Origin of the sequence: Pseudomonas alliivorans (genome assembly GCF_017826695.1) — a bacterium.
Classification (GTDB): Bacteria; Pseudomonadota; Gammaproteobacteria; order Pseudomonadales; family Pseudomonadaceae; genus Aquipseudomonas; species Aquipseudomonas alliivorans.
The window spans coordinates 480720-505355 of the sequence record NZ_JAFFZW010000001.1 but is presented as its reverse complement, the minus strand read 5'-3'; the positions used below and the strand labels follow the sequence as shown (position 1 = coordinate 505355).

The following is a 24636-nucleotide window of genomic DNA, read 5'->3' as shown; positions in this document are numbered from 1 at the left end:
GAACGGGCCGCAGTTTACCTGCCCGCGTGCGATGTCACAGCCCGGCGGCCAGTCGCGAGCCCTGGTCGATGGCCCGCTTGGCATCCAGTTCGGCAGCCACATCCGCGCCGCCGATCAGGTGTACGGTCTGCTTCGCCGCGACCAGATCGTCGTACAGTTCGCGCAGCGGGTCCTGCCCGGCGCAAATCACAATGTTGTCCACCGGCAGCAACTTTTCTTCTCCTTCTTCGCCAATGCGGATATGCAAACCGGCCTCGTCGATTTTCAGGTACTGAACGCTGTTGAGCATCTGCACCTGCTTGTTCTTCAAGCCGGTGCGATGAATCCAGCCGGTGGTCTTGCCCAGACCGTCGCCAACCTTGGAGCTCTTGCGCTGCAACAGGAAAACCTGACGCGCCGGCGCATGGACTTCCGGCTTGATCCCCGCAACGCCACCGCGCGCTTCCAGAGTGGTATCAATGCCCCACTCCTTCCAGAACGCCTCGCGGTCCAGGCTCGTGGCGACACCCTGATGCACCAGGTACTCCGACACGTCGAAACCGATGCCACCCGCCCCGATCACTGCCACGCTGCGCCCTACCGGCTTGCGCTGCAGGATCACGTCCAGATAGCTGAGCACCTTCGGGTTGTCGATACCAGGAATAGCCGGTGTACGCGGAGCGATGCCGGTGGCCAGGATGATGTCGTCAAAACCTGCGCCCAACAGATCCTGCGCCGTCACACGAGTATTCAAACGCAAGTCGATACCGGTGTTTTGCACCTTGTGAGTGAAATAGCGCAGGGTTTCGGAGAATTCTTCCTTGCCCGGAATGCGTTTGGCGATGTTGAACTGGCCGCCGATTTCGCTGGCCGAATCGAACAGGGTCACCTGATGTCCACGCTCGGCAGCCACCGTGGCCGCTGCCAGCCCTGCCGGGCCTGCGCCGACCACGGCGATCTTCTTGATCTGGCGGGCGGGCAGATAATTGAGTTCGGTTTCGTGACAGGCACGCGGATTGACCAGGCAACTGGTCAACTTGCCGCCGAAGGTGTGGTCCAGACAAGCCTGATTGCAGCCGATGCAGGTGTTGATCAGCTCCGCATGCCCGGCCGCAGCCTTGTTGACGAATTCCGGATCGGCCAGGAACGGTCGCGCCATGGACACCATGTCCGCATCGCCCTCACTGAGAATCCGCTCGGCGACTTCCGGGGTATTGATCCGATTGGTGGTGATCAGTGGAATGCTCACCGAACCGCGCAGCTTGGCCGTGACCTTGCTGAACGCGGCGCGCGGGACCTTGGTGGCGATGGTCGGAATCCGCGCTTCGTGCCAGCCGATGCCCGTGTTGATAATCGTCGCGCCCGCCTGTTCGACCGCCTTGGCCAGTTGCACGATTTCCTGCCAGGTGCTGCCGCCTTCGACCAGATCCAGCATCGACAGGCGGAAGATGATGATGAAGTTCGGGCCGACGGCCTGGCGCACCCGCGTCACGATCTCGACCGCCAGACGCATGCGGTTTTCGTAACTGCCGCCCCAGCGGTCGGTGCGGTGATTGGTATGCGCGGCCAGGAACTGATTGATGAAGTAACCTTCCGACCCCATGATCTCGACGCCGTCATAGCCTGCGCTCTGAGCAAGCATCGAGCAGGTCACGAAATCGCTGATCTGTTTTTCGATGCCCTCTTCGTCCAGTTCGCGCGGTTTGAACGGGTTGATCGGTGCCTGAATCGCACTGGGCGCGACCTGCTTGCGGCTGTATGCATAGCGTCCGGCATGCAGAATCTGCAGGCAGATCTTGCCACCTGCCTCGTGGACCGCCTGGGTCACGACGCGATGCTGCCCGGCTTCTTCCGGAGTCGTGAGTTTGGCCGCGCCGTCGTAGACGCCGCCTTCTTCGTTCGGCGCGATGCCACCCGTCACCATCAGGCCTACACCGCCCTGTGCACGCTCGGCAAAGTACGCCGCCATGCGCTCGAAACCGCCTGGCTTCTCTTCAAGGCCGGTGTGCATCGAGCCCATCAGGCTGCGGTTGCGCAGCGTGGTGAAGCCCAGATCCAGCGGGGCCAGCAGATGCGGGTAATGAGCAGCAGTCATGGCGGAGCTCCATCGTTTCAATCACGGGTAGATGAGGGCCTCTGCGTGCCCTCTTCATCAAGATCCTGCGGACCTGTATGGCGCAACAGTAAAGAGCCACCCAATCACACTCAATGACCGAAAGTGACAAGTTATTGATCCAAACGCGCAGCACCCCTTGGCAAGCGCCGGGTGTAGTCCTACCCTAGTCGACAATTTCATCAAGGCAGCCGTGCGCCCCTCTTATGCGTAAATTCTTTGCCACTTGCCTCATCCTGGTGAGCCTGGCCAGCCTTGTCAGTTACGCGCTCTGGACCGAGCAGCGCCCCATGGGGCATTACCTGTCGGATCTGCGCATCCGCCTGGCCATCAATGAAGGACAACCCGGCGAGCGGGGAAACCTGCTGGGCATCGAGCCCGAGCTGTTTCCCACTGATTATCAGGACCTGTCGCACCTGCATCGCAAACTCGCGGCCTATCTGCAGCAGGCGCGTGACCATGGGCTGATCAACGCCCGGACCATCGTTGTGCTGCCTGAGCACATCGGCACCTGGTTGTATGCCAGCGGTGAGAAGAACCAGTTCTATCAGGCGTCCACCGTGGACGAGTCCATGGACTGGCTGGCCTGGAGCAATCCTTTGAAATTCGTCACGGCGATGCTCGGCGCCGAGGGCGAAAAGCGCCTGGACGATGCACGCTTGCGGATGAAGGCACGCTCCATGGTGCGCGATTACCAGACCGTTTTCGGCGGGCTGGCCAGAGAGTTCGAAATAACGCTGGTGGCAGGCTCCATCGTGCTGCCAAACCCTCGCGTGGAAGACGGACAACTGCAGATTGGCAGCGGTGCCCTGTACAACAGCAGCGTGACCTTTGGCAGTGACGGCAAACCGCTGGGCCAGCCCCAACGCCAGCTGTATGCAAGTCGCTACCAGAAGCGCTACGTCAAGGCGGCAGGCAACGCTCAGGTCAACGTGATCGACACACCTGCCGGTCGACTGGGCATCCTCATCGGCACCGACAGCTGGTATCCGGATAACTACACCCGGATGAATCAGCAAAACGCTGAACTGATCGTCGTGCCTGCCTTTGTAAACGGGAGGAACAGTTGGTCGAACCCGTGGCATGGCACCCGCACGCACGATACGCCAACACTGGATCTCAAGCCCGGCAGCCTGAGCGAACGCGAAGCCTGGCATCGCCTGACCCTGATCGCACGTGAACCACACAGCACGGCCAGAGCCGGTATCAGCGTGTTCATGCGCGGGCAATTCTGGAATCAGGGCACTTCCGGTCAAAGCTTTGTCAGCCACAGCGGTCAGATCATTGCCGAGCAGCCGGTTGAAAACAACGTTAACGACGGCGCCCGCCTGATCAACATCTGGCTCTGAACATGCCGAACCTGACCTTGCGCCTGGGTGATCTGTCGGTAGGTTTTGTCCAAAACCTGACGGACGCTGTACGCAGTTTCGGGCACGATCCCGACCTGCTGCTCGAACAATACGGTCTGGATGCAACCCGTCTGGGCGAAGCCGGTGCACGGCTGTCGATCCCGCGCTATATGCGGCTGGGCCACGCCGCCATTCAGCTTACCGGTCAACCGGGGCTGGGGCTGCGCATGGGAGAACTGAGCAGGCTCGGCCAGGCAGGGCTCGCCGGCGTCACCGCCGCCCAGGCACCGAATGTGCGCGAGGCTGCCCGCACGATGATCCGCTTCGAGCCTCTTTACGGCGCAAACTATCGAGGCCAGTCGAGCTTTCACGAAGACGCTGGCGGAGCCTGGATACGCTTCTACTCGATCAGTCCCTATAACAGTTACAACCGCTTTGTCGTGGACTCGATCCTGAGCGGCTGGATCACACAACTCTCGTCGCTGGCTGGCAGCCGACTGCATGCTCAGCGGGTGGAAATCGAGTTCGAAGCACCTGACTACGCAGCGCAGTACGCACACCTGAGCGACAGCCCGATTGCGTTCGGTGCGACCACCAATCAGCTTCGGCTGAGTCAGGACAGCCTGGCCATGAAAAACCCCGATCATTGCCCAAGCACCTGGCGGCATCTGCTGCAACTGTGTGAGAAGGAACTGGATCAGTTGACCCGCACACGTAGTCTGCGGGAACGCATCACTCAGTTGCTGGGCCCCTTACTGAGCGGGGCAAGAGAACCGGATCTGGAGGAAGTGGCAGCACGGTTGAAGCTGCCGACATGGACGCTGCGCCGCAAGCTGGCCGAAGAAGGCACCCGTTTTCGCGCCATCCTGAATGACACGCGACGTGACTTGGCGATGACCTATATTCGCGACACTGAACTGGCGTTCGGGGAGATTGCCTATCTGTTGGGTTTTGCGTCGGCCGAAGCCTTTCAACGTGCGTTCAAACGCTGGAACGGACAGACTCCGGGGGAGTTCCGCCGTAGCCAGCGCCGAAGTGCCTGACGCCCTTCACAGTTCGGTAGCGTCGTCGGCCGGCTCTACCGGGTCCAGTTCCGACGCACGATATTCGAGCAGTTCTTCCTGATATTCATCCATTTCTTCGCCCTCCGGCTGGTTGAGTCTTGCGGTGATTTTTACTGCGGTCAGTAAAGCTGGAATAACTGACCGCTGGATCAACATTAAAGTGCCAATGTGAAATAAAAATGTTGATGCCCATCAATAAACGAAAAGGCTGACGGGATCTTCAGACGCAGGACGTCTTGAGGTATGGGCAATCAAGTCTTGACTTCATTGCCCCGGCCGCCCTAACCTCGGCGACATGAACCTCATCCAGCAAAACGTCGACCAGATTATTATTACCGTCATTCCAGTCATGGCGGGTTAGCCGACGTTTGCAAAAAAACCCGCCCTGGTGGCGGGTTTTTTTCTGCCTCCAGAGCCACTGAATGCTCAACAGGAGTCAGACATGATCGCTATCCATCGCTCTATCGCCCTTATTGCAGCCGCGCATTTGATCGTTGCGTATTCCTGCAACGCCTCCTGCAAAACAACGACCTGCAAGGACACGACGCGATGAGTCATGGCCAGCCTGATCTGCTCAATCACTATGCCCGCAAGATCCTCACCTCACGTGTCTACGACGTCGCCATCGAGACCCCGCTGCACGGCGCGCGTCAGCTGTCCGAGCGACTGGGCAATCAGATCCTGCTCAAGCGCGAAGACCTGCAACCGGTGTTCTCGTTCAAGATTCGCGGCGCTTACAACAAGCTGGCGCAACTGACCGCTGAAGACGCGGCGCGCGGTGTGGTCACGGCCTCGGCGGGCAACCATGCGCAGGGCCTGGCGCTGGCAGCCCGGGAGCTGGGCATCAAAGCGACTATCGTGATGCCGCGCACCACGCCCGAGATCAAGGTCGAAGGCGTGCGCTCACGCGGCGCAACGGTGGTGCTGCATGGCGATTCGTTTCCCGAAGCGCTGGCGTATTCGCTGAAGCTGGTCGATGAGCAGGGCTTTGTGTACATCCATCCCTACGACGACCCCGACACCATTGCCGGGCAAGGCACGGTGGCAATGGAAATCCTGCGCCAGCAGCCGGGTCAACTGGACGCGATTTTCGTGCCCGTGGGCGGCGGCGGACTGATCGCGGGCATTGCGGCCTACGTCAAATACCTGCGGCCCGACATCAAGGTCATCGGCGTCGAGCCGGACGATTCCAACTGCCTGCAAGCCGCCCTGGCCGCAGGCGAGCGTGTGGTGCTCAGCCAGGTCGGGCTGTTTGCCGATGGTGTGGCGGTGGCGCAGATCGGCCATCACACGTTTGAAGTTTGCCGCCACTATGTGGATGAAGTGATCACGGTCAGCACCGACGAGATCTGCGCCGCGATCAAGGATATCTACGACGACACCCGCTCCATCACCGAACCGTCGGGTGCGCTGGCCGTCGCCGGCATCAAGAAGTACGTCGAGCAGCGCGGCGTCAGCGGCCAGACCCTGGTGGCGATCGACTCCGGGGCCAACGTCAACTTCGACCGCCTGCGCCACGTGGCCGAACGCGCCGAACTGGGCGAAGGCCGCGAAGCGATCATCGCCGTGACCATCCCGGAAAGGCCGGGCAGCTTCAAGGCCTTCTGCGAGGCCATCGGCAAGCGGCAGATCACCGAATTCAACTACCGCTACCACACCGACCGCGAAGCGCACATCTTCGTCGGCGTGCAGACCCACCCGGAAAACGATCCACGCAGCGCGTTGATCGCCAGCCTGACCGAGCAGGGCTTTCCGGTGCTGGACCTGACCGACAACGAACTGGCCAAACTGCACATCCGCCATATGGTGGGCGGACATGCCGAGCGCGTCAGCGATGAAGTGGTGCTGCGCTTCGAATTCCCCGAACGGCCTGGTGCGCTCTTCAACTTTCTCAACCGCCTGGGCGGACGCTGGACCATCTCGATGTTCCACTACCGCAACCACGGCGCGGCGGATGGGCGAGTCGTCGCAGGGCTGGTGGTGCCCGAGGAGGAGCGGCATCTGGTAAGCCAGGCTCTTACCGCGATCGGCTATCCATATTGGGACGAGAGCGAGAACCCGGCGTACAAGTTGTTTTTGGGCTGAGGCCCCAAGGGATCGTACACCGGGACGCTGAGCGTCCCATCGGCTCCGCTTACGCAGGGCTCGCAGATGCTTACGCCCAGCAGGGAGAATCAGTACAGAGCAACTACTGTGCTGGCTGGGTCTCGACCGGCGCAGGCGTGGTCATTTCGACCGGCTGAGTCTCCGGCGGGGTAATCGTCTCGGCCTTGAAAGAAGCAGGCTCGTCCGGTGCCGGGACGGGCTCGCTGGCAGCGGGCGCTACGGACTCGGCCCCAGGCTCGGCAACCGGTTCAACCTTGGGCGCAGCCTCAACCGCTTTCGGCGCCAGTTGCGCAGGTTCGGCAGGTTTGGGTGCCACAGCAGCAGGCGCGGGGTCAGGCACACCCAGATCGGCCTTTGGCTTCTCGACGATATGCGCAGCTTTCTTCACATCCGGCGGCAGGAAGTTCTCGACCAAACCGAAGAAACGCTCGTAAAACTTGGCAGAGGCAACTGTCTCGCTGGCAACCTTGACCATCGAATCATCGGTCGAGCCAATCGGCATCGACACCGAACCCAGCACCCCTACTCCGAGGCTCGCAGAGTTGTTGGTTTTCTTCAGTGCGTAGCGGTCCTGCAAGGCGTTGGCAAACATGGTCGAACTGCCCGCCGTCACGTCGGCCGCGCAGACCAGATTGAAGCTGATCTCGATGTGTGTTTCGCCCGTCTGCTGGAAACTCTTGCGCCCGGCAATCATCTTGGGATCGCTACTGGTGATGATGTAACCCTGACTCAGCAAGGCCCGGCGCCCTGCTTCACAGGACGACAGGTCAGTTGCCGGGTAACTGCGGGAAAACGTCCCGGCATCGTCGAAATGTTCATGGTCGTAGACCGCCTGCTTGGGCGAAGAACAGCCAGCAGCCAACAGCAGCATGGACACAGCGCACGCAGTACGAACGTTCAGTAACTTAAGCATCGATAATCCTGAGGAAGGAAATGACTGCCAGCAAGACTGCAAACTGGAAAATGGCGACAAGTCTGCAACAAGGCCGACGCAGGATCAACGCAGAGTTCGCAACGATTCGATACAAGGCGCGTCACGCTGAAATAAATTGCCAAATCGCAGGCAACAAAAAAGCGACCCAAGGGTCGCTTTTTTGTTGCTTCAAGGAGTTCAAGGGCCTTGAAGCTTTGTATGGCGCAGCGGACGGGACTCGAACCCGCGACCCCCGGCGTGACAGGCCGGTATTCTAACCGACTGAACTACCGCTGCGTATCGCTTGTAACCCTGTTTGAAACAAACCTTGGATAGTTTGCTTCCTGTACATCAGGCTGAATGACTCAAGTCTTTCAACCTCAGACCCGGCGAACCGAATCTGTACTAATATGGCGCAGCGGACGGGACTCGAACCCGCGACCCCCGGCGTGACAGGCCGGTATTCTAACCGACTGAACTACCGCTGCGCAGTGTGGACTTGCGTCCGATTTCAACTTTGAAAGCCCTCGTGCTTCAGCTTTCAAACTCAACGATGGTGGGTGATGACGGGATCGAACCGCCGACCCGCTGCTTGTAAGGCAGCTGCTCTCCCAGCTGAGCTAATCACCCTTTGCTTCGTTGAGGCCGCGAAATTTACGCACCTAACGAACCTAAGTCAATAGCCTGATTGAAGTTTTTTTAAAAACTGCTTCAATCGCACCCCATACAACAATCAGCCAAACACACCTGCTTGCAAGCGCGGACGTACAACTACTCGGCGTACACCATCTTGCGGGTCATGCCGCCATCGACCACGAATTCCTGCCCGGTGACAAAACCGGCGTTACGGGAAAGCAGCCACGCGACCATGGCCGCCACGTCCTCCACTGTCCCTACCCTGCCTGCAGGATGCTGCGCATGATCAGCCTCCGACAGCGGTTCGGCACGGCGCAATGAAGGATCACGCGCGTCGATCCAGCCGGGACTGACAGCATTGACACGTATCTCGGGCCCCAGACTGATGGCGAGCGCATGTGTCAGCGCCATCAGACCGCCCTTGCTCGCAGCATAGGCCTCAGTGTCAGGCTCGGACTGACTGGCACGGGTCGAGGTCAGGTTGACTATGCTGCCGCAATGCGCACGCAGATAAGGCGCACAATGTTTGGCCAACAGCATCGGCCCGCCAAGGTTGACACCCAGCACGCGATTCCAGTGCGACAGCTCAAGGCTTTCCAGCGTGGTGTTATGCGGATCGGCAATCGCCGCATTGCACACCAGCGCGTCCAGTCGCCCAAAGCGCCGAAGCACCTCGGCAACGCCAGCGGCGACCTGCTCCTCGTTCGCGACGTCCATGGTGATGAACAGGGCATTTTCGCCCAGTGCACCGGCCACTTTCGAACCACGCCTGCGATCCAGATCGGCCAATACCACTTGCCAGCCTTCGGCAATCAGCCAGGCTGCAATGCCCAGACCGATGCCGCGTGCGGCACCGGTGACCAGTGCCACGCGGCCATTGTGGGTACTGGAGAATTTCATCGCCCAGTCGTCGCTCATCCCTTCACTCGCGTCGCTGCTCACTTCAGCCGTCACAAGGCCGCCAGACCCAGCGCAAGATCGGCCTGCAGGTCTGCGACATCTTCCAGCCCTACCGCAACACGGATCAGGCTGTCACGAATACCGGCAGCTTCACGCTCTTGAGGGGCCAGACGCCCGTGGGACGTAGTGCTCGGGTGAGTGATGGTGGTCTTGGTGTCGCCCAGATTGGCGGTGATCGAGATCAGTCGCGTCGCATCGATGAAGCGCCACGCGCCCTCTTTACCACCCTTGACCTCAAAACTCACGACCGCACCGAAGCCTTTCTGCTGACGCTGAGCCAGCTCGTGCTGTGGGTGGCTCTTGAGGCCGGCGTAATGGACCTTCTCGATACCGTCCTGCTGCTCGAGCCATTCGGCCAGCGCCTGAGCGTTGGCGCAATGAGCGCGCATGCGCAGGTTCAGGGTTTCGAGGCCCTTGAGGAAGATCCAGGCATTGAACGGGCTCAGGGTCGGCCCGGCGGTACGCAGGAATCCGATCACTTCCTTCATCTGCTCGCTACGCCCGGCAACCACACCGCCCATGCAACGACCCTGGCCGTCAATGAACTTGGTTGCCGAATGGACCACGATGTCAGCGCCCAGTTTCAGCGGCTGCTGCAGGGCTGGCGTGCAGAAGCAGTTGTCGACGATCAGCATCGCGCCCTTGGCGTGGGCGATTTCTGCCAGCGCGGCGATGTCCACCAGTTCAGCCAATGGGTTGGAGGGCGACTCGACGAACAGCATTTTGGTGTTGGCCTTGATCGCTGCATCCCAACCGCTCAGATCCGCCAGCGGCACGTAGTCCACTTCGATGCCGAAACGCTTGAAGTACTTGTCGAACAGACTGATGGTCGAACCGAATACGCTGCGGGACACCAGAACATGATCACCGGCGCTGCACAGACTCATGACAACCGCCAGCGTGGCAGCCATGCCGGTCGCCGTGGCAACGGCCTGCTCTGCACCTTCCAGCGCCGCCATGCGCTCCTCGAAGGAACGAACGGTCGGGTTGGTGTAGCGCGAGTAGACGTTGCCCGGCACTTCACCGGCAAAACGCGCGGCCGCGTCGGCGGCCGTGCGGAACACGTAGCTGGAAGTGAAGAACATCGGATCGCCATGCTCGCCTTCCGGCGTGCGATGTTGCCCGGCACGTACGGCGAGGGTATCGAACCCTACGCCTTCAAGGTCGCTGTCGAGACGACCCGCATCCCATTCCTGAGTCATGCCGCTACTCCTGAAACCAATTAATTGTTGTACAGATCGATGATCGCGCTCACTGCCTGGGTCTTGACCTTGGAGGCATCGTTACGTGCCTGCTCGATCTTGTTCAGATAATGCTCGTCGATATCACCGGTCACGTACTTGCCGTCGAAGACCGAGCAATCGAAGTTATCGATCTTGATCTTCTTGCTGCCGCTGACCGCTTCGATCAGGTCAGTCAAGTCCTGATAGACCAGCCAGTCGGCACCGATGAGGTCGGCAACGTCCTGGGTGGAACGGTTATGGGCAATCAGCTCGTGAGCACTCGGCATGTCGATGCCGTAGACGTTGGGGTAACGCACCGCCGGAGCGGCCGAACAGAAATAGACGTTCTTGGCACCGGCTTCGCGGGCCATCTGAATGATCTGCTTGCAGGTCGTGCCACGAACGATGGAGTCGTCGACCAGCATGACGTTCTTGCCGCGGAACTCCAGCTCGATGGCATTGAGCTTCTGACGCACAGATTTTTTACGTGCAGCCTGGCCCGGCATAATGAACGTACGGCCGATGTAACGGTTCTTGACGAAGCCTTCGCGGAACTTGACGCCCAAGTGGTTCGCCAGTTCCAGCGCAGCCGTGCGGCTGGTGTCCGGAATCGGGATGACAACGTCGATGTCGTGATCCGGGCGCTCGCGCAGGATCTTGTCAGCCAGCTTCTCGCCCATGCGCAGACGCGCCTTGTAGACCGAGATACCATCGATGATTGAATCCGGACGCGCCAGGTAGACGTGCTCGAAGATGCAGGGCGCGTACTTTGGATTGGCGGCGCACTGACGGGTGTGCAGTTTGCCGTCTTCGGTGATGTAGACCGCTTCGCCCGGTGCCAGGTCGCGGATCAGCGTAAAGCCCAGAACATCGAGCGAAACGCTTTCGGAGGCGATCATGTACTCGACGCCTTCGTCGGTATGACGCTGACCGAACACGATGGGACGAATGGCGTCCGGGTCGCGGAAGCCGACGATGCCGTAGCCGGTGATCATCGCCACGACTGCGTAGCCGCCACGGCAACGGTTGTGCACGTCGGTCACGGCCGCGAAGATGTCTTCTTCGGTCGGCTGCAGCTTGCCACGAACGGCCAGCTCATGAGCGAACACGTTGAGCAGCACTTCCGAATCGGAATTGGTGTTGACGTGGCGCAGGTCAGACTCGTAGATCTCCTTGGCCAGTTGCTCGACGTTGGTCAGGTTACCGTTGTGCGCCAACGTGATGCCGTAAGGCGAGTTGACGTAGAACGGCTGAGCCTCGGCCGAGGTCGAGCTGCCCGCGGTCGGGTAGCGCACATGACCGATGCCCATGTGCCCGACCAGACGCTGCATATGGCGCTGATGAAACACATCACGCACCAGTCCGTTGTCCTTGCGCAGGAATAACCGGCCGTCGTGGCTGGTCACAATACCGGCAGCATCCTGGCCGCGGTGCTGGAGGACGGTGAGCGCGTCATACAGCGCCTGATTGACGTTCGACTTACCGACGATACCGACGATGCCACACATGCGACACAACCCCTACTTAGTGGAACTGGATTTACCAAGCACATCCTGCGGTATTGTAGACGGCAGGATCTGCTCCTTGAACGGCAGATCAGCAGGTACGCTGATGCCGCTGGCGAGCCACTTGCTGGACATCCCGAGAATCAGGTTTTTCGACCAGTCAGCGACCATGAGAAATTGCGGCACCAGCCTCGACTGCTGCCACCATTGATCCTGTTGCACCGGCCCGAGACTCAACAGTCCGACCGCGACAACAACAAGCAGGCCTCCGCGCGCAGCGCCAAAGACCATACCCAGAAAACGATCGGTCCCGGAAAGCCCGGTGACACGAATCAGTTCGCCTATCAGAAAGTTGACCATGGCGCCGACCAGCAAGGTGGCGACAAACAGAATGGTGCAGCTCGCGATCACGCGGGCCGAGGGTGTTTCTATGTAGTTGACCAGATACTGCGACAGCCCCGCACCGAACATCCAGGCCACGACACCTGCAATGATCCACGTCGTCAACGACAGTGCTTCTTTTACGAAGCCGCGTTTCAGACTGATCAGGGCGGAGATGGCGACAATTCCCAGAATTGCCCAGTCAACCGGAGTAAATGGCACGTTGCAGCCTGCAGACAGATAAGGCGGCGCATTTTAGCAGAGCGCCCGCCTGCCGGTAAGCAGCGATTATCGGCGGACGCCATTTTCCCTGTAAACGGCGTCCCGGAGCCTGCTCAGAGGACGGGAAGATCAGCCCTTTTCAGGCTGGAACCGCACCACGATGCCTTTGAGCTTCTGCTGCTTGTCGAGTTGATCACGCAGGCGATCAGCCTCGGCACGCTCGATAAGCGGCCCAACGAACACCCGGTTAACGCCATCGGCGGTACGGATGTAGGCATTGTAGCCCTGAGTACGCAGGGTCTTCTGAAGATTGTCGGCATTGGCACGGTTGGACATGCTGGCCAGTTGTACAGACCAACTGACTGACAGGCCGTTCGCATCGACACCGCTCGGCCCAGCCTTGGCGACTGCCGGTGCGGAAGGTGCGGTAGGTGCCGCGGGTGTCGCAGGAGCTGGCGCAGACTTCGGTGCCGGCGCAGGCTTGACTGCCGGTGGCGCAGTGGCCGCTGGAGCCTGTGCGGCAGGAGCAGGAGCAGGCGCGATCGGCATCGACGGCGGCTGATTGCTCACCGCCACGTCGTCCTCATCCGGAACAGGTTCCTGCGGCAATGCCTGAGGTTCGGGAACGGTCACGGGTTCGACCTGTACCTGCTGACCCGCAGGTGCCTGTGGGGCGGCAGGTGCATCGACCTGAACCGGATGGCTTTCGTCCTGACGGGTGAACAGCATCGGCAGAAAGATCACCGCCAGGGCGATCAGCACCAGAGCACCCACCATCCGCTGCTTGAATACGTTATCCAGCAAAGCCATTTGCAGCGTCCTCGTCGGTATGCCGGGCCAGCCACTCAATGGCCTCGGCTACACAGTAAAAAGATCCGAACAGCAGAATTTCGTCATCGGCCGTGGCATGCGCACACTGAGCCTCCAGCGCCAGCGCGATACTCTGGTAGGACTTCACGCGAGCGCCAAGGTTCTCAAGCGCAGCCTGCAGCTCTGCGGCAGGTCGGCTGCGGGAGGTGGGCAGCGGCGCAACGGCCCAGTCCTGAATGCTGGAAGCCAGCTCAAAGACTACACCGTCAAGATCCTTGTCGGACAACAGACCGAAGACCGCCAGGCGCTTGCCGACAATTGGCCGCTGCGCCATGCGTTGCGCCAGAAACTGCGCCGCATGCGGATTGTGACCCACGTCCAGCAACAGCGTAAGCGCCTTGCCCTGCCAATGAACGGTACGGCGGTCCAGACGGCCGACGAGCCGGGTCTGTGCCAACGCCTTACTGACGCTCTGCTGATCCAGGGGGTAGCCCAGCAGAGCAAACGCCTGAAGTGCCAGCGCGGCATTCTGCATGGGCAGATCGAGCAACGGCAGATCACGCAGCTCCACCACCTCACCACCAGCGACACCGCGCCAGTCCCAGCCGTGATGACTCACTGAAAGGTCGAAATCGCGCCCCCTCAACAGCAGCGGGCAACCCAGCTCCAGAGCTTTGGCAAGCAATGGCTCGGGCGGATCTGGATCACCACACAGCGCCGGACGACCGGCACGGAAGATACCGGCCTTTTCGAAAGCCACCGATTCGCGCGTGTCACCCAGCCATTCGGCATGGTCGAGACCAATGCTGGTGACCAGCGCGATGTCGGCATCAACGAGATTGACGGCATCCAGGCGGCCACCCAGACCGACTTCCAGCACGACCGCGTCAAGCTTCGCCTGCTCGAACAGCCAGAATGCGGCGAGCGTGCCCATCTCGAAATAGGTCAGAGTGACATCGCCACGCGCCGATTCGACCGCAGCGAAGGCATCGCACAACTCAAGATCCGTTGCGTCAAGACCCTGCACCTTCACCCGCTCGTTGTAGCGCAGCAGGTGCGGAGAGCTGTAGACACCCACTTTCAGGCCCTGAGCCTGCAACAGGGTCGCAACAAAGGCGCAGGTCGAACCCTTGCCATTGGTGCCTGTTACCGTGATGACCCGAGGTGCCGGGCGCGTGAGCCCCAGCTGCTGTGCCACCTTCCGCGAGCGATCCAGCCCCATGTCGATGGCGCTAGGATGCAGTTGCTCAAGGTAGGCGAGCCAGTCGCCCAGGGTCGAGGGAGTCATACCGTGGCCGGAGCCGGTGGAACGACGATCGGCTCAATCACCGGTGCCACGAATTTCGGTGTCGGCAGGTTCATCATCTGTGCCAGCAGGTTGCCCAGACGTGGGCGCAGTTCGCTACGCGCAATGATCATGTCGATTGCGCCGTGATCCAGCAGGAATTCGCTGCGCTGGAAACCTTCAGGCAGTTTTTCGCGAACGGTCTGCTCGATGACGCGCGGACCGGCAAACCCGATCAGCGCCTTGGGTTCAGCGACAATCACGTCGCCCAGCATCGCCAGACTGGCTGAAACACCGCCATAGACCGGATCGGTCAATACCGAGATGAACGGCAGGCCTTCTTCACGAAGACGCGCCAGCACTGCCGACGTCTTGGCCATCTGCATCAGGGAAATCAGCGCTTCCTGCATGCGCGCGCCACCGGATGCGGCAAAGCAGATCATCGGGCAGCGGTTTTCCAGCGCATAGTCGGCAGCGCGCACGAAACGCTCACCAACGATGGCGCCCATCGAACCGCCCATGAAGGAAAACTCGAACGCCGACGCAACGACCGGCATGCCCAGCAGCGTGCCGCTCATGGAGATCAGGGCATCTTTCTCGCCTGTCTGCTTCTGTGCAGCGGTCAGACGGTCTTTGTACTTCTTGCCGTCACGAAACTTCAGGCGGTCAACCGGCTCCAGATCGGCACCCAGTTCCTCACGGCCTTCGGCATCCAGAAAGATGTCCAGACGGGCACGGGCACCGATGCGCATGTGATGGTTGCACTTGGGGCAGACATCCAGGGTCTTTTCCAGCTCAGGCCGATAGAGCACTGCTTCGCAGGATGGGCACTTGTGCCACAGTCCTTCAGGAACCGAGCTCTTCTTGACCTCGGAACGCATGATCGATGGGATCAGTTTGTCTACCAACCAGTTGCTCATGCTTTATCTCTCCAGTACCGGTGTGGCTCGAACGCATGACGTTTTCACGCCAGACGCATGCCCTCAGCTAAATTCGTTAGTTGGCGATGAGACGGGGAACGGTCGACCGACAGCCTGACCTGCACACCCTCTACCACGGTTTTTTTTCAACCCGGACGGTGCGCTTCGGCACCGCCCCTGACTCAATTCGACCCGCAAGACATGTGGCGGGGACAGGCTTATGGACGGCGGCCGAACCGCAGCCGTCACATCAGGCTCCCTGGACCGCACTCATGAAGGCGAGAATCTTTTCCCGATCCTTGATGCCCTTGCCTTTTTCGACGCCACCGCTGACGTCCACCGCGTAGGGCCTGACCTGGGCAATCGCCTGTGCCACGTTGGCCGACGTCAACCCACCCGCCAGAATGACCGGCTTGCTCAAGCCACTCGGAATCAAGGCCCAATCGAACGTTTCCCCTGTACCGCCGGGCACACCTTCCACATAGGTATCAAGAAGGATGCCGCGCGCATTGCGATAGGCGCGGCAGGCCTGCTCGATGTCATCACCCACTTTCACGCGCAGCGCTTTGATGTAGGGACGATGATAGCCTTCGCATTCTTCCGGTGTTTCGTCACCGTGAAACTGCAACATGTCCAGTGCAACCGCATCCAGCGTTTCATTGAGCTCGCAACGACTGGCATTGACGAACAGACCGACCGTGGTTATGAACGGCGGCAACGCGGCAATGATGGCGCGCGCCTGCTGCACGTTCACGGCACGTGGGCTTTTGGCGTAAAACACCAGTCCGATGGCATCGGCGCCTGCCTCGACAGCCGCCAAGGCGTCTTCTATGCGGGTAATCCCGCAGATCTTGCTGCGAACGGCTGACATGTAGTGAAAACCTCAGACCTTTCGGAAAGTCCGGATGTTAGCAAATGCTTGCCGGGGCGTCAGCCGTCAAGTTCGGCAAAGCCCGTCAGAAAATGCGGACCGATATAACGCTCCGGCAATGGAAACTGCTCGCGGTACTCGACCTGCACCAGATAAAGCCCATAAGGATGTGCGGTGACGCCCCCGGTACGACGCACTTTGCTCTCCAGCACGTCACGCGCCCATTCGACCGGACGTTCGCCCGCCCCGATGGTCATCAGCACTCCCGCAATGTTACGCACCATGTGATGCAGGAACGCATTGGCGCGCACATCGATGACGATCATTTTTCCGTGCCGGGTCACGCGCAAGTGGTGCAGTTGCTTGACCGGTGACTTGGCCTGACATTGCCCGGCACGAAACGCACTGAAATCGTGGGTTCCGACCAGATGCTGTGCGGCCTCAGCCATTCGTGCCACGTCGAGCGGACGATGGTTCCAGGTGATCTCCTGCCCCAGATGCGCCGGACGGATCTGATCGTTATAGATCACATAGCGATAACGGCGAGCAATCGCCTTGAAACGCGCATGAAAATCCGCAGGCATCACGCGAGCCCAGGTCACGCTGATGTCGTGGGGCAGATTGATGTTGGCCCCCATGACCCAGGCCTTCATGGAGCGCTCGGCCCGGGTATCGAAGTGCACCACCTGCCCGCAGGCGTGCACACCGGCGTCCGTGCGCCCGGCGCACATCAGCGAGACCGGCGAATCAGCCACTTTGGACAGGGCATCTTCGAGGGTTTCCTGCACCGTGAGCACGCCGGAAGCCTGACGCTGCCAGCCGCAATAGCGCGACCCCTTGTATTCCACGCCCAACGCGATTCGGGAAAAGCCCTCGGCAGCCATCTCGGCGGCCGGGTTATCTATGTTCGCCAAGGTGTTACAGCCTGTCGGTTTGCGAAAAGTCGGCCATTATACGGCCGCAAAAAAAAGACGCCACACCGGGCGCCAAATGCAGACGGCCGCAAAAGCGGCCGTCATGGATCAGCAATGGATTGACTCAGGCAAGTCGCGAAAGCATGTCACGCGCTTCGCTTTTCTGTCCGTCATCACCCTCATTGACGACCTCGTCGAGAATGTCCCGCGCCCCGTCGGCATCGCCCATGTCGATGTAGGCACGCGCCAGATCCAGTTTGGTCGCAGCCTCATCGGTACCGGCCATGAAATCGAAGTCCGGCTCATCATCGAGCGCCATGGCGTCTTCTGCGGTGAACCTTGGCTCGTCGAGTGGCGGATGCTCAAGGTTCTGCGAAAGACGGTCCAACTCGGCATTCACATCGTCGATTTCAGATGCGAAAGCCTGACTGGCCTGATCCGATTCGATTTCGTCTGCCAGGGACAGGTCGAAATCTTCCGGCAGCTCCAGATCATCGCTGACCGGCGGCGTAGCCAGCGGAGCCGCATCGACAACCGGCTCGACAGGATCGTCGCCCAGACCAAGCAGGAAATCATCCTCGTTCTTGAGCGCCGGATCCTCTTCGGTGAGGTCGAGATCGAAATCAGCCAGATCGTCAGGTGTCGCTGCAGCACGGGCGGCCTCCTGTTCACGCATGATCGACTCGAAGCTCAGCTCGTCATCGTCGGGCACGGCGGAAACAACAGGTTCGTCCAGCAACAGATCATCGGGATCGGTCACAGTCGGCAGTTCTTCGACTGAAGGCTCGTCGAATTCGTCCAGGCTCAGGTCGAAATCATGATCGAACGCCTCGGAGACGACTGGCGGCTCTTCGACTGCGGCAGACTCAGCCTCGGACACCACAGGCGGCTCAGGCTCAGGGCTTGGCTCTGGCTCTGGCTCTGGCTCGACAGAATCATCGGCCAACAATTCTTCAACATACTTTGCGTCCAGCTCCGCAGCCAGCGCTGCGGCAGTGGCTGCGCCTGCTGCCACAGCGACAGGCGCGACAACCGATGCAGGCTCAGCAGCAACAGGCGCCGCAGGCGTTTGGGTCGAGTATGAATCTTTTAGCTGCTCGCCCTCAGCTTCACGCTTTCCCGAGGCCACCAGTTTGCGCTCGTGCGCAGCGTAGGCCTTGTTGTTGCCCTGCTCAGCGTAGATTTCCATCAGTTTGAGACGAATGTCATCACGCTCAGGCTCGTTCTTCACCGACTCTTCGAGCAGTTCGACTGCCTGATTCATGCGCCCATAAGCAATGTGGATTTCAGCCTGCACCAGCGGATCGGCCGGCCTTTCGCGCGCGGCTGTTGCAGCCACGGCAGCAGGACCTGCGCCCATGCGCACGTTGGGCGGCGTCACATCGAGGCCATCAAAACTGGCAGGCGGCGCGTTCATGTCCATGTCGGACACGAACTGCGACTCTTCAGCCAGCGCACGCGCCATACGGCGATGTTTCTCGGCTTCTGCCCTGGCAGCGCGGCGGCGCGCCATGAACAGCAGAATCAACGCCAGAATCAACAGCACCGCGCCACCGATCAGCCCCAGCAATATAGGGTTGTCGAGGATTTTCTGCAGGGTGTCTTCTTCTTCCGGTGCCGCGACCGGCTCGACAGCCAGTGGCTGATCGGCGGCAGGCGTGGCGACTTGCGCAGCGCCCGCAGGCAAGGCGTCTTCAGGGGCAATCTCGCCCGCAGGCTTCACCGGCGCGCCATTGGCATCGACCAGCGAAGCCGGGACGGCTGCGTTGGCTGGAGTGGAAGCGTCGGCTGTCGCGGCGGCAGGCGGTACAGCAGCACCGGCGGCCTGCATCTTGGCCAACTGACCGTTCTTGAGTTCAATCAGACGCTGCAGCTTGTCGAGCTGGCTCTGCAGGTCGTTCATGCGGCTTTTCAGTTCGGCATTGTCACGACGCGAAGTGTCGAGCGCCTCCTGGGCCACCGCCAGCTTGTTGCTCAGATCGCTGTCGCCTGCGGCACCGTTGGCGGCAGGCTTGCCACTGGCCGAGACCAGGCTGAGGTTGTCGGGGGTATCCACCCTGGACGGCGCTGCACCGGCACGATCCCGGCGAGTGGCATCCACCTGACGGGGACCGGCTGGCAGACGACGGCCTTCTCGCCATGCACTGTACTGGCGGGAGACCTCGGCAACGGCCTGAGGCTGAGGCAAGGCGGTGGTCTGCTGAGGTGTCGGCAGACGCAGGACCTGACCTTTCTTCAATCGATTGATATTGCCGCCCATGAACGCATCAGGGTTGAGCGCCTGGATCGCGAGCATGGTCTGTTGCACGGTTCCGCCGGTACGAACCTTCGCGGCGATTTCCCACAAGGTGTCGTTGTTGGCAGTGACGTACTGGGATTGCTTGTCGGCAGCGGGCGGTGGCAGGGGCGAACCCGGCGTCGCAGCGGGCTGTGCAGGTTGTTGGGCGGGAGTCGCTTCGGCAGACGGCGCCACGGCCGGCAGTTGAGCAGGAGCTCCTGTTTGCGCAGCAGGAGCAGCGGGAGCGACAGGCTCGGGCGCTGCCGCAGCGGCGGCCGCGGCGGCGGCCGCGGCGGCGGCCTCTGGCGAAAACTTCGGCGGATCCAGCAACAGGCTGTATTCACGCAGCAAACGCCCGTTCGGCCACAGGACCTGAACCAGGAACTTTACATAGGGCTCCCGGACCGGCTTGCTGGAAGTGATACGCAGGACACTCTTGCCACTGGCATTGATGACCGGCGTAAAACTCAGATCATTGAGAAACGCCTGGCGCGTGATGCCCGCCTGGGCGAAATCAGCCGTCGTTGCAAGACTCGGTACCACCTGCGAGGCATTGACGCCCTGCGCATCGGTCAACTCGATCTCGGCTACCAGTGGCTGGTTCAGGGTCGACTTGACAGACAATTCCCCGAGCCCCAACGCCTGCGCCATCCCTGATGACAGCGCCGAAGCCGCAGCGATCGCTAATACCAGTTTACGAACCTGAACCATAGCCCATCCCTTGTTTAAAGATTCTCCGGTATCCGGAGAGGTAGTCCTGCGTTGGGTGTAAGGCGTATCGCCGCTAGAACAATTATTCAAAGTGTTGCCAAGTATCTTTTACACATAGTCTTTTATCAACAATTCGCCAACCTGCACAGCGTTGAGCGCTGCACCTTTGCGAACATTGTCCGAGGTTATCCACAGATCGAGTTGCTCCGGGTCGTCTATTCCCGTCCGCACACGCCCTACGTAAACCACATCCTGGCCGACCGCATCACCGACGGGTGTCGGGTAATCGCCGGCATCAACCAGTTCGATACCTTCAGCAGATTCGAGCGCCGCGTTCACCGCAGCAAGATCGATCGGCGCTGCGGCCTGAATCGATACAGTAAAGCTGTCGCCGAAGAAAACCGGAACCTGAATGCAATTGGCAGCCACTTTCAGAGAAGGCAGCGCCAGCAACTCACGCACTTCCGCGACCAGACGTCTTTCCAGCGCGAGGTGACCCGCTTCATCCGGCTTGCCGACCTGGGCCAGCACGTTGAACGCCATCTGCCGATCAAAGAACCGGGTTTCCAGAGGGCGGACGTTCAACAGCTCAGTGGTCTGGCGTGCCAGCTCGGTTACCCCTTCACGACCTTGTGTGGAGACCGCCATACAGGCCGTTACCGCAACGTGACGCACATCCAGCAGTGGGCGCAAAGGAGCCAATGCCAGAGCGACTGCAGTGGCCGAAGCGCTCGGGCTCGATACCAGACGCGGCGCAGCAGTACCTGCCGCAAGCAGTTGGCCATTGATTTCGGGAACGACACTGGGTGCCTGTGTGGCGGGAAACACGCCTGAAAGATCGATGACGGCGCATCCGGCAGCGACCGCTTTCTCGGCGTGGCTGCGACTGACCGCAGGACCGGCGGCGAAGAACGCCAGCCTGACCTTGGCGAAATCGAATTCATCGACTTCGCGCACGCGCACGTTTTTACCTCGGAAAGGCACTGAGTGCCCTGCCGATTCGATGCTGGCCAGCAGGTGCAGATCACCGACCGGAAAATCGCGCTCTTCCAGAATCTGGACGATGGTTTCGCCGACAGTACCGGTCGCGCCGACGACGGCGATATCAATGGACTGACTCATGCAAAAACCTCAGGAAAATCGGGGAGCGGCACTTTAACCGCCGAACTGCCGACAGGCAATTGAGCCTGTCGAATACAGGGCCGTCTCAGGGCTCAAGGCCGATTCTGAAGAACACGCCATGACTCCATACGCCCATCCAGCGCTGACCCTCGACCTCTTCAACGACTGCCAGCTCAACCAACTGGTAAAACACATTGCGATGAATCAATGCTTCGAGGTTGGTCCGCACATGAACATAAGGTGCGGGCTCCTGAGTCAGAGCATCGATGACAACGCGCAAGGGATGATCGGCACTCGCCTCAACCTCATCCTCGACGTTGGTCACGAAGCGCAATACCTGGCTGGCACCCTCGCCGCTTACAGCAAGCGTGACCGCAACGAAGGGTGCGTCATCGACCTGGATGCCGACCCTTTCGACCGGCGTGACCAGAACATAATCGTCGCCATCACGGCGCAGGATGGTGGAGAACAGCCGCACCATCGGCTTGCGGCCGATGGGGGTGCCTTGATAGAACCAGGTGCCGTCCCGGGCGATACGCATATCGATGTCGCCGCAGAACGGCGGGTTCCATAGATGCACAGGCGGCAACCCTTTGGTTTTCGGGATCTGCGCAAACAGATCGCCCGCCTTGCCTGAATCGGTCATGCCTTACTCCTAACGCGCAATACCCAACAAGGTACGAGCGTAGTCCTCAAGAGGCGGACCTAGCAAATCTTCGGGACTTGTATCGTAAAGCGTCAGCAATCCGCCACGGCTGCGAATCCGTGCACTGTCTATCAGGTAGCGTGTGCTGGTTTCGATCAACATGAGCTGAATCACACCCGAATCGACACCCAGGCGATCGACTGCTTCCTGATCGGACCACTGATCGCCGTTGCCGATACGGTCGTCAGCCTTGGCGAAACGGGTGTAGAGCAGATAATGCGCACCTGCACTGCGTGCCTCGATCATGGCTTCATCCAGACCCAGCGGCGCAGGAGCGCGACGAACCATCGGGAAATACTCGACGAAGCCTTTGAATGCCTCTTCAGCTACGACATTGGGCCGTGGATAGGCTCTGCCGGGCGGCACGAAAGCGCCCTGGGCGATGTAAATGAACGAGTCGGGCTGCACCCGCCAGTTGGCGATACGGCGAGTCTCGCTGTGATCGAGCAGCCCCGCATCGCTGAACTGTTCTCGAACACCCTCACCCATGTCACTGACTTTCATGCAGCCGCCCAACGCCAAAAACGTCAGCAGCAAAACCAGGCTACGCATCATCCCCTCCAAGTGCCGGTGACGGAAAACCGGCGAATGGTCGTCGGATGCAGCTTCCGCGCCATATCCGCAAGGAGGGGTGAAGAGTCTTGAATGGCGGCACATGAAGTGCCGCCAGAGCGATCAGGAAACAGCCGGGTCCGGCTTCGTTTCAGGAGGGGTATCGCCATCGCGCTTGCGCTTGTTGCCCATGCGTACACCGATGTCCATCAGGAAGTGGAAGAAGCCTTCCTGGTCTTCCAGCACATTGCTCCAGAACGGCGAGTGATACAGCGCGACGGCGCCATGCACCAGCGCCCAGGCGGCACAGTAGTGATAGTAAGGCGGAACGTCTTCAAGCTTGCCTTCGGTGATGCGGCCCTTGATCAGCAGCGTCAGGTGCTCGAAGTTGGAAGCGCGGATCTTGTGCAGTTCCTCGACCAGCTCAGGGACCTGATTGCCCTTGACCACCTTTTCCTCAAGGCGGTCGAACAAGCGATAGCGCTGCGGGTCGCGCATACGGAACTCAAAATAGGCACGCGAAAGTGCCTCCTTGTCCTTGTCGACATCGGCGGAGTGCAACAGCTCATTCAAATCACGCTCGTAATCGAGCATCAGGCGCAGATAGATTTCCGCCTTGGATTTGAAATGCTTGTAGATCGTGCCTTTGCCGATGCCGACGGCGTCCGCGATCATCTCGACCGTGACGCTGTCTTCACCCTGCTCAAGGAACAGTTTTAGCGCGGTGTCGAGAATTTCCTGCTCACGGCGGCGAAACTCACGGACCTTACGAGGTTCTTTCTGCATGGGACGGTCTGATTGGGATCGAAATCGAAGCCGCGTATTATGCCCAATTGCCGACAAATTGCACGGATCATCCGACCATATCGCCGTATATGAGCGAATCCATCCATTTGCAGGGCATCTGATCGTCAGGGTCGAAGGCGTTTGGCTCCCGCCATACAGGGGTTTGGTACTGACAGAGGGGGCTGAGTGACTTTTGAGTGTCCAAGAACCGGTTTGGTATTCCAAAACTGTTTAAAAAATGAACAATCAGTACTGGACGAGCCGCGATACTGGTCAATAATTAAACCGTTGGCGCGTCATATCCCCCAAGTGACCCGCCAGTAAAGGCACCAAAGGACAGCGTGCCTTTGTTTTACTCCTAATGGTCTTGGCCCGGCTTCACCCCCCAGAATCCGGGTTTTTTTTGCCTGCGATTTACCCGTTGACCGGGGCAGACGACTCAGCGCGACAGGTGTGCCAGCGGAAACAGACGCGCGAAATTTTCGGTGGTCTGCTCGGCGAAACGCTCGTAGGACTCGCCCCGCAACATCGCCAGAAACTCTGCCACTTCCCGCACATACTGCGGCAGGTTCGGCTTGCCCCGATACGGAATCGGCGCCAGATAGGGTGAGTCGGTCTCGACCAGCAGGCGGTCGGCAGGCACCTGACGCGCCACGTCACGAAGAGCATCTGCATTGCGGAACGTCACGATTCCGGACAGCGAAATATAGAAACCCAGGTCCAGCGCTGCCTTGGCCATGTCCCAGTCTTCGGTGAAGCAGTGCAGCACACCCGCCTGGGGCAATGCGGCCTCGCGCAGCAGATCGAGTGTGTCGGCGCGTGCACCCCGGGTATGCACGATGACCGGCTTGCCTGTGCTGGCAGCCGCCTGCAGATGCAGACGGAATGATGCCTGTTGCAGCTCGGCCGCTTCCGGCTCGTAGTGATAATCCAGGCCGGTTTCGCCAATCGCCACCACGCGGGGATGATCAAGCTCGCTCAGCAGCCAGTCCAGAGCCGGCGCCTCGCCTGGCTTGAGATCGAGCGGATGGATACCGACCGAGCAATCGACATCGTCATAGCGCTCGGCCAGTGCCTTTACGGCACCGGCATTCTCGGCACTGACGCCGATACACAGGAAATGGCCGACCCCCCTGCCCCGGGCGGCCGCAAGGGCTGCATCGAGAGAACCCTCATGCTGGGTCAGGTCAAGGCGGTCGAGGTGACAATGGGAATCTACAAGCATGGGCA

21 protein-coding genes and 3 tRNA genes are annotated in these 24636 nt (G+C 60.2%); 3 read left to right on the top strand and 21 right to left on the bottom strand.

What is annotated here, in order from left to right; translation table 11 throughout:
* Positions 1–34 precede the first annotated feature (34 nt).
* Complete coding sequence (locus JTJ32_RS02355; RefSeq protein ID WP_210040624.1) at positions 35–2074, bottom strand: NADPH-dependent 2,4-dienoyl-CoA reductase; 2040 nt, start codon at positions 2072–2074, stop codon at positions 35–37.
* 224 nt (positions 2075–2298) lie between these two features.
* Here JTJ32_RS02355 and JTJ32_RS02350 point away from each other — a divergent pair, with 224 nt between their 5' ends.
* Both JTJ32_RS02350 and JTJ32_RS02345 read left to right on the top strand, forming a co-directional pair.
* Entirely contained in the window at positions 2299–3441 is a 1143-nt protein-coding gene (locus JTJ32_RS02350) for a nitrilase-related carbon-nitrogen hydrolase (RefSeq protein WP_210040622.1), read from the top strand.
* A 2-nt stretch (positions 3442–3443) separates the two neighbouring features.
* Positions 3444–4484 carry an AraC family transcriptional regulator gene (locus JTJ32_RS02345; RefSeq protein ID WP_210040620.1) on the top strand — a complete coding sequence of 347 codons (1041 nt, stop codon included), beginning with the start codon at positions 3444–3446 and terminating at the stop codon, positions 4482–4484.
* Positions 4485–4490: 6 nt separating this feature from the next.
* Here JTJ32_RS02345 and JTJ32_RS02340 read toward each other — a convergent pair whose 3' ends face one another.
* Entirely contained in the window at positions 4491–4661 is a 171-nt protein-coding gene (locus JTJ32_RS02340) for a hypothetical protein (RefSeq protein ID WP_236059149.1), read from the bottom strand.
* 393 nt (positions 4662–5054) lie between these two features.
* On the opposite strand from JTJ32_RS02340, the gene ilvA reads away from it, so the two are divergent.
* Complete coding sequence (gene ilvA / locus JTJ32_RS02335) at positions 5055–6590, top strand: threonine ammonia-lyase, biosynthetic (RefSeq protein WP_210040618.1); 1536 nt, start codon at positions 5055–5057, stop codon at positions 6588–6590.
* Positions 6591–6693: 103 nt separating this feature from the next.
* Here the strand turns inward: ilvA and JTJ32_RS02330 are convergent, their stop codons facing one another.
* The 19 genes from JTJ32_RS02330 to JTJ32_RS02240 all read right to left on the bottom strand — a co-directional run bounded on the left by JTJ32_RS02330 (position 6694) and on the right by JTJ32_RS02240 (position 24631).
* Positions 6694–7524 (bottom strand): DUF2242 domain-containing protein, encoded by an 831-nt coding sequence (locus JTJ32_RS02330; RefSeq protein WP_099230040.1) that lies wholly within the window; start codon positions 7522–7524, stop codon positions 6694–6696.
* Positions 7525–7744: 220 nt separating this feature from the next.
* Positions 7745–7821: transfer RNA gene (locus JTJ32_RS02325), tRNA-Asp, on the bottom strand.
* 114 nt (positions 7822–7935) lie between these two features.
* A tRNA-Asp gene (locus JTJ32_RS02320) sits at positions 7936–8012 on the bottom strand.
* A gap of 66 nt (positions 8013–8078) precedes the next feature.
* Positions 8079–8154, bottom strand: a tRNA-Val gene (locus tag JTJ32_RS02315).
* 141 nt (positions 8155–8295) lie between these two features.
* Complete coding sequence (locus JTJ32_RS02310) at positions 8296–9060, bottom strand: SDR family oxidoreductase (RefSeq protein ID WP_180274426.1); 765 nt, start codon at positions 9058–9060, stop codon at positions 8296–8298.
* A gap of 50 nt (positions 9061–9110) precedes the next feature.
* The gene (locus tag JTJ32_RS02305) at positions 9111–10322 is read right to left on the bottom strand and encodes an O-succinylhomoserine sulfhydrylase (RefSeq protein WP_210040616.1); all 1212 of its coding nucleotides are present in this window, start codon (positions 10320–10322) and stop codon (positions 9111–9113) included.
* Positions 10323–10342: 20 nt separating this feature from the next.
* Positions 10343–11851: an amidophosphoribosyltransferase gene (purF, locus tag JTJ32_RS02300; RefSeq protein ID WP_099230034.1), complete on the bottom strand. Its 1509-nt coding sequence runs from the start codon at positions 11849–11851 to the stop codon at positions 10343–10345.
* 12 nt (positions 11852–11863) lie between these two features.
* The gene (locus tag JTJ32_RS02295) at positions 11864–12451 is read right to left on the bottom strand and encodes a CvpA family protein (RefSeq protein WP_004884542.1); all 588 of its coding nucleotides are present in this window, start codon (positions 12449–12451) and stop codon (positions 11864–11866) included.
* A 129-nt stretch (positions 12452–12580) separates the two neighbouring features.
* Positions 12581–13261 carry an SPOR domain-containing protein gene (locus JTJ32_RS02290; RefSeq protein ID WP_210040614.1) on the bottom strand — a complete coding sequence of 227 codons (681 nt, stop codon included), beginning with the start codon at positions 13259–13261 and terminating at the stop codon, positions 12581–12583.
* Positions 13245–14549, bottom strand: a complete 1305-nt coding sequence (gene folC, locus JTJ32_RS02285) for a bifunctional tetrahydrofolate synthase/dihydrofolate synthase (RefSeq protein ID WP_210040612.1) — start codon at positions 14547–14549, stop codon at positions 13245–13247. The genes JTJ32_RS02290 and folC overlap by 17 nt, the downstream gene beginning before the upstream one ends.
* A complete protein-coding gene (accD, locus tag JTJ32_RS02280) occupies positions 14546–15466 on the bottom strand; it encodes an acetyl-CoA carboxylase, carboxyltransferase subunit beta (protein ID WP_004884545.1) in 921 nt (306 codons plus the stop codon). The genes folC and accD overlap by 4 nt, the downstream gene beginning before the upstream one ends.
* Positions 15467–15716: 250 nt before the next feature.
* Positions 15717–16337, bottom strand: a complete 621-nt coding sequence (locus JTJ32_RS02275; RefSeq protein ID WP_099230028.1) for a phosphoribosylanthranilate isomerase — start codon at positions 16335–16337, stop codon at positions 15717–15719.
* Between the two features lie 59 nt (positions 16338–16396).
* On the bottom strand, positions 16397–17221 hold the full coding sequence (gene truA, locus JTJ32_RS02270; RefSeq protein WP_210041110.1) for a tRNA pseudouridine(38-40) synthase TruA: 825 nt from the start codon (positions 17219–17221) through the stop codon (positions 16397–16399).
* Between the two features lie 154 nt (positions 17222–17375).
* Complete coding sequence (locus JTJ32_RS02265; protein WP_210040610.1) at positions 17376–20240, bottom strand: motility hub landmark protein FimV; 2865 nt, start codon at positions 20238–20240, stop codon at positions 17376–17378.
* Between the two features lie 108 nt (positions 20241–20348).
* Positions 20349–21362 carry an aspartate-semialdehyde dehydrogenase gene (locus JTJ32_RS02260; protein WP_210040608.1) on the bottom strand — a complete coding sequence of 338 codons (1014 nt, stop codon included), beginning with the start codon at positions 21360–21362 and terminating at the stop codon, positions 20349–20351.
* An 85-nt stretch (positions 21363–21447) separates the two neighbouring features.
* Positions 21448–22008, bottom strand: coding sequence for a DUF1285 domain-containing protein (locus tag JTJ32_RS02255; RefSeq protein WP_210040606.1), 561 nt, complete (start codon positions 22006–22008; stop codon positions 21448–21450).
* A gap of 9 nt (positions 22009–22017) precedes the next feature.
* The gene (locus JTJ32_RS02250) at positions 22018–22620 is read right to left on the bottom strand and encodes a DUF4823 domain-containing protein (protein WP_004884561.1); all 603 of its coding nucleotides are present in this window, start codon (positions 22618–22620) and stop codon (positions 22018–22020) included.
* 123 nt (positions 22621–22743) lie between these two features.
* A complete protein-coding gene (locus JTJ32_RS02245; protein WP_004884565.1) occupies positions 22744–23406 on the bottom strand; it encodes a TetR/AcrR family transcriptional regulator in 663 nt (220 codons plus the stop codon).
* 439 nt (positions 23407–23845) lie between these two features.
* The gene (locus JTJ32_RS02240) at positions 23846–24631 is read right to left on the bottom strand and encodes a TatD family hydrolase (RefSeq protein ID WP_099230020.1); all 786 of its coding nucleotides are present in this window, start codon (positions 24629–24631) and stop codon (positions 23846–23848) included.
* Positions 24632–24636: the final 5 nt, after the last annotated feature.